The sequence below is a fragment of the Arthrobacter arabinosi genome (assembly GCF_054511115.1).
The window spans coordinates 37,489-44,488 of record NZ_JBTNDF010000008.1 but is presented as its reverse complement, the minus strand read 5'-3'; the positions used below and the strand labels follow the sequence as shown (position 1 = coordinate 44,488).

Annotated in this window: 6 protein-coding genes; 3 read left to right on the top strand and 3 right to left on the bottom strand. The window is 62.3% G+C overall.

Annotated elements, in window-relative coordinates; all coding sequences use genetic code 11:
• Positions 1 to 326: 326 nt before the first annotated feature.
• Positions 327 to 800: a MarR family winged helix-turn-helix transcriptional regulator gene (locus tag ACX80P_RS15675; RefSeq protein ID WP_459279040.1), complete on the bottom strand. Its 474-nt coding sequence runs from the start codon at positions 798 to 800 to the stop codon at positions 327 to 329.
• Positions 801 to 898: 98 nt separating this feature from the next.
• On the opposite strand from ACX80P_RS15675, the gene ACX80P_RS15670 reads away from it, so the two are divergent.
• Positions 899 to 1,396 (top strand): pyridoxamine 5'-phosphate oxidase family protein, encoded by a 498-nt coding sequence (locus tag ACX80P_RS15670; RefSeq protein WP_459279039.1) that lies wholly within the window; start codon positions 899 to 901, stop codon positions 1,394 to 1,396.
• Positions 1,393 to 1,926, top strand: coding sequence for an NAD(P)H-binding protein (locus ACX80P_RS15665; protein ID WP_459279038.1), 534 nt, complete (start codon positions 1,393 to 1,395; stop codon positions 1,924 to 1,926). The genes ACX80P_RS15670 and ACX80P_RS15665 overlap by 4 nt, the downstream gene beginning before the upstream one ends.
• Here ACX80P_RS15665 and ACX80P_RS15660 read toward each other — a convergent pair.
• Together ACX80P_RS15660 and ACX80P_RS15655 are read right to left on the bottom strand one after the other, a co-directional pair.
• A complete protein-coding gene (locus tag ACX80P_RS15660; RefSeq protein ID WP_459279037.1) occupies positions 1,908 to 2,813 on the bottom strand; it encodes an oxidoreductase in 906 nt (301 codons plus the stop codon). The two genes, ACX80P_RS15665 and ACX80P_RS15660, sit on opposite strands and share 19 nt — an antisense overlap.
• A 359-nt stretch (positions 2,814 to 3,172) precedes the next feature.
• The gene (locus tag ACX80P_RS15655; protein ID WP_459279036.1) at positions 3,173 to 3,643 is read right to left on the bottom strand and encodes a MarR family transcriptional regulator; all 471 of its coding nucleotides are present in this window, start codon (positions 3,641 to 3,643) and stop codon (positions 3,173 to 3,175) included.
• Positions 3,644 to 3,735: 92 nt separating this feature from the next.
• Between ACX80P_RS15655 and ACX80P_RS15650 the strand changes: the two genes are divergently transcribed.
• On the top strand, positions 3,736 to 6,852 hold the full coding sequence (locus ACX80P_RS15650) for an efflux RND transporter permease subunit (RefSeq protein ID WP_459279035.1): 3,117 nt from the start codon (positions 3,736 to 3,738) through the stop codon (positions 6,850 to 6,852).
• Positions 6,853 to 7,000 lie beyond the last annotated feature (148 nt).

Sequence of the window (7,000 nt, the reverse complement as noted above, 5' to 3'; positions counted from 1 at the left end):
AGGAGGCCCGCCCCGCACTGACCGCTTAACCCCGCGAGGGATCACGCAGCGCTACACCACTCCCAGGGGCTTGACCCGATCTCCGTCATCGCATCTGTCCTTCTGGTGTTGATCCAGAACCGATGTACGACGAACCTGAATCCAATGAAGTAGCGAAGCGACTCCGCGGCCACGTCTCCACCCTAGATATCCGTCAGCATGCTGTCCTTCGGCGGAGCGGTGCGCTACCGCACAGTCCCTTTCATTCTGAGGAGCACCGCCATATCGATATTCCGCGTGGAACCGTGCAGTGTCGGGAGGTCGTGGGAGCGCTGGGTGGGGTGGGTCTATCCATAGAAGCCGTCGAGCTTGGTGCTGCTGGTGTTGTGGATGATTTTCAGGAGAAGCCGATTGAGTTCGGTGCTTTCCATACCTGTGAGTCCTGCGTCGCTGAGGTCGTTGGTGGTCAGAGCAATGTCCCACACGGTGGTGAGTGCTCCCCTGCCACTGTCGGTAATCTTTACCGGGTTCCGGCGTCCGCGGGTCCGGTCACCTGTGCGGCGGATCAGCCCGCGCTCTTCGAGTCCGTCGAGCAGCGGAGCAATGCTCTGCGGACGGACCAGCACGGACCGTGCCAGATCAGCCTGGGTCATTTCCGGGGCAATCGCCAGGTACGCAAGGACACCAAAGTGAATGGGGTTGAGCCCCTGGGCTGCGAGCCGTTCGGACAGGCGCTGTCCCATAAAGCGCGCCACACGCACGATGCTCCACGTCAGAATCTGATCCAGCTCCTGGGCTGTCAACCCTCGATCATCGTCCACAACACCCACTCCTCTTACCGCGTCCCCGATGCTAGCCTCCCTTACAGAATCCTGTTTCTTTCGTGGTGGATTCTGTTCTCCTACTCGGGAAGGTTCTCATGACTGATACGACTACCAAGGACAGCAAGCACATCGCCGAACTGGTGAGCGACGCGAAAGTGGCGATGCTGACCACGATGACAGCCGAAGGGCAGCACGTCAGCCGGCCGATGGGCCTGCAGGAAGCAGAGTTCGACGGAGACCTGTGGTTCTTCGCCTACGAACAATCCGCGAAGGTCGCGCAGATCAAGGTGAATCCGGCGGTCAACGTGTCGTTCTCCAACGACAAGAACAGTTCATGGACCTCGATCACGGGCCGCGCAGAGATTGTTCATGACCGGCACAAAGCCGAAGAGCTCTACACCCCGACCCTGAAGGCGTGGTTCCCGGACGGAGTGGACACCGAGGGCATCACCTTGATCAAGATCCACGCCGACTCCGCGGAGTACTGGGAAGGACCCAGCAGCACCGTTGGTTTTGCCCTCGGGACTCTGCGTGCCGCGGTGACGAAGAATCCCGACAACGATCCAATCACCAACAAAACCGTGCAGCTATGACAGCAGGACCGGTACCCGCGGCCGACGAGAGCACCAGCAGGTCGCTGTTGTCACGGGTGCTGGTCCTCGCAGCCAACGGGCCCTCGGGTCGGAAAATAGTTCAGCAAGCACTGGAACGCGGCCATCGAGTCGTCGCCCTGACGCGGAACCCGGATATGCACCCATTCCGGCACAAACACCTGGTCATGATCGGAGGAAATGCCAGCGTCCCTGCTGTCCTGGACGACGCAAGTGCCCGGTGCGACCAAGTGATCTCCATAATCAGTGCTCCTGCCGAATTCAAAACGACCTTATGGAGAACGCATCAACGCCGGCCTCCCGACAGCCCCGACGACGAGGACGGATCAGTGAGCGTTCAACGCCACCTTCGGCCTGCCAGAGAAAACCACCGGCGTGCGGCAAGCGGTGGCGTCCACCTGCGGATCAATAACGGCCCGCGAACAACCGATTGTGCGCCGGGCCGGTTCGACGTTTCCTCGGCCGGCAGGGTCGGGGGAGAGGTTCAGCAAATTCAGCCAGCGGCGGGGTAGACCACCCCGGTGAGCCGCTCGGACTCCTCCCACAGCCGCCGCGCCGCCGCGTCATCGGATGCCGCCGCAGAACGCTCGACCCTTTTCGGGGCGCCGCGCAGCTCGAACAGGCCCGGTCCCCAGTAGTCACCGGTGCGCACGTCCGGCATTGTGGCCGCGTAAATCGAGGGAAGGGCGCCGGCCTCGTCGCTCTGCGCCAGAACGGCGTTGCCGATCTTCATCACACCGGCCAGCAGTGATGAGCCATGTCCGTTCTGCAAGTGGGTGGCGGCGTAACCAGGATGCGCTGCGGCGACACGCAGCGCCGGGTAGCGGCGCCCCAGCTCGCGGGCGAACAGCAGGTTCGCCAGTTTGCTCTGGCCGTATGCGCCCCACCGCGAGTACGAGCGCTCGGACTGCAGGTCCTCAAAGCGCATCGCACCGATCCGGTGCGCTCCGCTGGAGACGACCACGACCCGAGGATCGGGTGCCGCGAGCAGCAGCGGCAACAGATGGCCGGTCAGGGCGAAGTGCCCGAGATGATTGGTGCCCAATTGCATCTCGAAGCCGTCCGCCGTGACACGCCGCGGTGTCGCCATGACGCCAGCATTATCGACCAATAGGTCCAGGACCGCGGCGCGTTCCTGCACCTGCCCGGCGGCCGCCTCCACTGAACTCAGCGCGGCCAGGTCCAGGGCGACGAGCTCCACGGTGGCGCCCGGAACCTCGGTCTTGACTCGCTGCAGCGCAGCCTGACCACGGGCGGCGTCGCGACACGCCATAAGGACTCGGGCACCCTTGCGGGCCAGGGCCAGGGTCGTCTGCAACCCGAGGCCGGAGTTCGCCCCGGTCACGAGCGCCGTGCGACCGGTCTGATCGGGAGCATCGGCCAGGGTCCAGGACGTCATGGGGCAACCTCGCCCTCAGGAGCCATGGCGCCTGCTGTGACCCGGTGCGCACCCTTGCGCAATTCGACGTGTTCCTCGGCCAAGCGCATCCGGACTCCTGTCGTCACCGCCGACGTGCGTCTGCGGAAAACCTTCGCGCCCGTGGGCCGGACACGTAGAAGGGGATATTACACTCCGTGCTCGGCCACGAACTCAATCAGCCCAGCAAGCCGCCGATCCCATTGATACTGGCCCCCGTGATTCTACCGAGTATCTGTCATGTTCCGCAGCGTTCCTGTCTTTGCGCTTCTCCGGTCACCGGCCGGGTTCTAAACACCGGTCGAGTGAGAGTAGAAGCGTCGAGGAGGAAAGCCCGGCTGCTACACGGTCGGGTCGGCAAGGTCTGCGGTGACCCGCACAACGGCTTTCAGTCCTTGGGCAAGGGCGCGAAGGTCCTCAATTTCGAGGAGTTCCAGCGGAGCAACATTTAACTGTGACTGCGCCATCAGGAGGTGCTGAACGGTTTTTCTGCCGAGCGTGGTGGCAAGCAATCGCCGGACACGCTGATCTTCGTGGTCAAGGACCCGCTCGAGCATCCCATGGGCTTCGAGACGATCAACGATCCCGGACACCGTCGCCAACGAAACGCCGAGCATTTTCGACAGACTCTGCCCGGTTGTCGCTCCCACCTCGGCCACAAGAATCGCCAACACGCGCAGCTGCTGGATCGTCAGGTCGAGCGTGAGCAGGGGCTCGAGGAAAGCACGCAGAGAGGACGTCTCAAAGGTGGTTCGTACCTCGACGATTTCCTGAAGAAGACGTTCGCGCTCCCCTGCCTGATCAGTCATCATCACTCCACGCTACGGCCTCATCCACCCAAATTGATGGTTAGCTACATGCTAAGCTTCGTGTCGCGCTAACAATTATTTGTGAAAGGGACACCATGTTCCGTCTGGCCGACATCAGCCTTGCCAACCGTGCACTCGTTGCTCTGATCACGATTGTGATAGCCGCCTTCGGGGTGTTCTCGATGACTCAGTTGAAGCAGGAACTGATTCCCTCCATCGAGGTCCCGCAGTCGCAAATCATCACTCCGGTGCCGGGAGCAAGCCCGGAAGTCATCGATCAGCGCGTAGGGGTTCCCCTGTCCACCGCCCTTTCCGGTGTCGAGGGCGTTGATTCGGTGATCTCGACGAGTTCCAGCGGGCTGTCGAGCATCTCGGTGTCCTTCACCTTCGGCACGGCGGCAGCTGACTCCAAGCGGTTGGTCGAGGACGCGATCGCTACCCTCGACGGCACACTTCCGGAGGGGGCGGATCCCCAGGTGGTGAGTCTGTCGACTGCGTCGTTGCCGATCATGTTCATCACTGCCGGTAGTGACGGGGTCGGTCTGCCAGAACTGACGACGACCATCGAAGAGGCGGTCGTGCCCGAGATCGAAAGAATCGAGGGCGTCGGCTCGGCGACGGTCTCCGGAGCTGAAACACAGCGGGTCGTAATCACTCCTGATGCTGCCGACCTTGCTACCGACGGCATTACGCCGACCGCAATCACGGACGCTCTCGAGGCAAACGGGGTCACGCTGCCCCTTGGCAGCATCAGTGATGACGGCACCCTGCGCCCGGTTCAGGGTGGCGAGAACATCATGGCGCTGGAGACGCTCGGACAGATTCCGCTTGCGTCGACAACCCGGCCGGGGACCGTCGTGTCACTATCCGACATCGCCGAGGTGTCGTTGGTCGCTGAGGAGCAAACGTCCATCACCCGCGCAAACGGCGCCGAAGCACTGTCGATTCTGATCACGGGGAGCCAGGACGCTGACATCGTCGGTGTGTCCCACGCCATCACTGAAGCCCTGGATGGGCTTCGTGGAGAACTCGGTAACATCGACCTCACCGTCATTTTTGATCAGGCACCCTTTATTGAGGAGTCCATCGAGCACCTCGCCGTGGAGGGACTCCTCGGGTTGGTGTTCGCGATCATCGTCATCCTGGTCTTCCTGCTCTCGGTACGTTCCACTCTTGTGACCGCGATCTCGATTCCACTGTCGGTGCTGGTGACGTTCATTGGTCTGAATCTCGGCGGGTACTCGCTGAATATGCTGACCCTGGGTGCTTTGACCATCGCAATCGGCCGGGTGGTCGACGACTCCATCGTGGTGATCGAGAACATCAAACGTCACCTGTCCTACGGTGAGGAGAAGCAAAAAGCGATCCTCGTTGGTGTCCGCGAGGTCGCAGGAGCCATCACGTCATCGACACTTACCACCGTCGCCGTGTTCCTGCCGATCGCCTTGGTCGGTGGGCTCGTGGGTGAGTTGTTCGCTCCCTTCGCGCTGACAGTCACCATCGCCATGTTGTCGTCTCTGCTCGTCGCCCTGACCATCGTGCCGGTCCTGTCGTACTGGTTCCTCAAGCAGCCACAGGTTCTGGGGAGCACGGATGCCACCCGCGAGGCCGCCGAGGACAAGGAACGCCGCGGCTGGCTTCAGCGCGTCTATGTTCCGGTACTGGGTTCCACGCAGCGCCATCCCGTCATCACGCTGACAGCCTCGGTATTGCTGCTCGTACTCACCGTCGGACTGGTGCCACTGCTGAAGGTCGACTTCCTCGGAAGCACCGGGCAGAACAGCCTGTCCCTCGCACAAACCTTCCCTGACGGCACCGACCTCGAATCCGTTGTGGTAGGCGCGGAAAAGGTCGAAGACGTTCTGGCTGACATCGACGGGGTGCAGGACGTCCTGGTCACCGCCGGAAACTCCGGAGGCCTACTGGCACTCACCGGCGCCGGTGGGGTCACGGCGAGCTTCATCGTCAACACTTCTCCCGATACTGATCAGGCCGTCGTGCAAGAAGATGTGCGCGCCGCCGTCGCCGGCATTGAGGATGCCGGCGAGATCGCTCTCACCACCGCATCCGCCCCCGGCGGCCTGGGCGGCACCGTCGATGTTCAGGTCACCGCCCAGGATGAGGCAACGCTGGCAGAAGCCGCCGATGCGGTCTATTCGGCCCTGCAGAACACACCGGAAGCCACCGACGTAGCCACGAACGCCACTCCCGCGCAGCCGATCCTGCAAGTGACCGTCGACCGGGTAGCTGCGCTGACCCGGGGTCTGACTGAAGTGCAGGTCCTTGGGATCGTCGGTAACGCCCTGTCACCGCAAGCCGTCGGGTCGGTCACTCTCGATGAGAAGGACATCAGCATCTACATCGATTCAGCGACCCCGCCAGCTGACCTGGACGAGCTGCGCCAGCTGCCCTTGCCCACAGCAGAAGGCCCCACCCCCCTGACCGACATCGCCACCGTCGAGGAGGTGATTGTTCCCGCCCAAATCATCCGGGACAGCGGCGAGCAGGTAACAACCATCTCCATCGCCCCTGCAGAAGGTGAGCTCGGCGCCGTCTCCACCGCTGTGGAGGACTCACTGGCTCAACTGCAGCTTCCAGAAGGTGCGCGCGCCGAAATAGGTGGACTCGCTGAAACCCAGACCGAGTCGTTCCAGCAACTCGGCATCGCGATGCTAGTGGCCGTGGCAATCATCTTCCTGCTGCTGGTCGGCACCCTCCGATCCCTGCGGCAGCCACTGATCCTGTTGGTCTCCATTCCCTTCGCGGCAACCGGGGCGATCGTTCTGCTCCTCGTAACAGGACGCCCACTGGGTATCTCTGCACTGATCGGCATGTTGATGCTCATCGGCATCGTCGTCACCAACGCAATCGTGCTGATCGACCTCATCAACCAGTACCGCAAGCAGGGCATGGACGTACAGTCCGCCGTGTCCGACGGAGCCCGACAACGCCTGAGGCCCATCGTCATGACCGCGCTAGCAACCATCTTCGCGCTCACTCCAATGGCACTCGGTGTGACCGGTTCAAGCGGCTTTATCTCCCAGGACCTCGCGATCGTCGTCATTGGTGGCCTGTTCTCCTCAACGCTGCTGACGCTGATCCTCGTACCCTCGCTGTATCTCCTGATCGAAGGACGCCCCCCGAAGCGTAAAGGAGCGCACACCGAGGACCGGTACCCGCATACGCCATCGGTCACACCGGCCACATCCTGAGACCGGGCGATTCCCTAATATCGGCCATCCTGATGTCAGCCACCGCCACTGAAGATCGTTGTCCCGGAACGGTGTAGCAACGCTGCCGAAACGGTCACCGCGCACAGTGGATCCGTGACACTCTCCACCGGCTCTACAGCTGTCAGAT

Excerpts from the sequence above, each read along its gene's own strand:
- ACX80P_RS15655 (WP_459279036.1), bottom strand. The coding sequence starts at position 3,643 with ATGATGACTGATCAGGCAGGGGAGCGCGAACGTCTTCTTCAGGAAATC.
- ACX80P_RS15670 (WP_459279039.1), top strand. The coding sequence starts at position 899 with ATGACTGATACGACTACCAAGGACAGCAAGCACATCGCCGAACTGGTG.
- ACX80P_RS15665 (WP_459279038.1), top strand. The coding sequence starts at position 1,393 with ATGACAGCAGGACCGGTACCCGCGGCCGACGAGAGCACCAGCAGGTCG.
- ACX80P_RS15660 (WP_459279037.1), bottom strand. The coding sequence starts at position 2,813 with ATGACGTCCTGGACCCTGGCCGATGCTCCCGATCAGACCGGTCGCACG.
- ACX80P_RS15650 (WP_459279035.1), top strand. The coding sequence starts at position 3,736 with ATGTTCCGTCTGGCCGACATCAGCCTTGCCAACCGTGCACTCGTTGCT.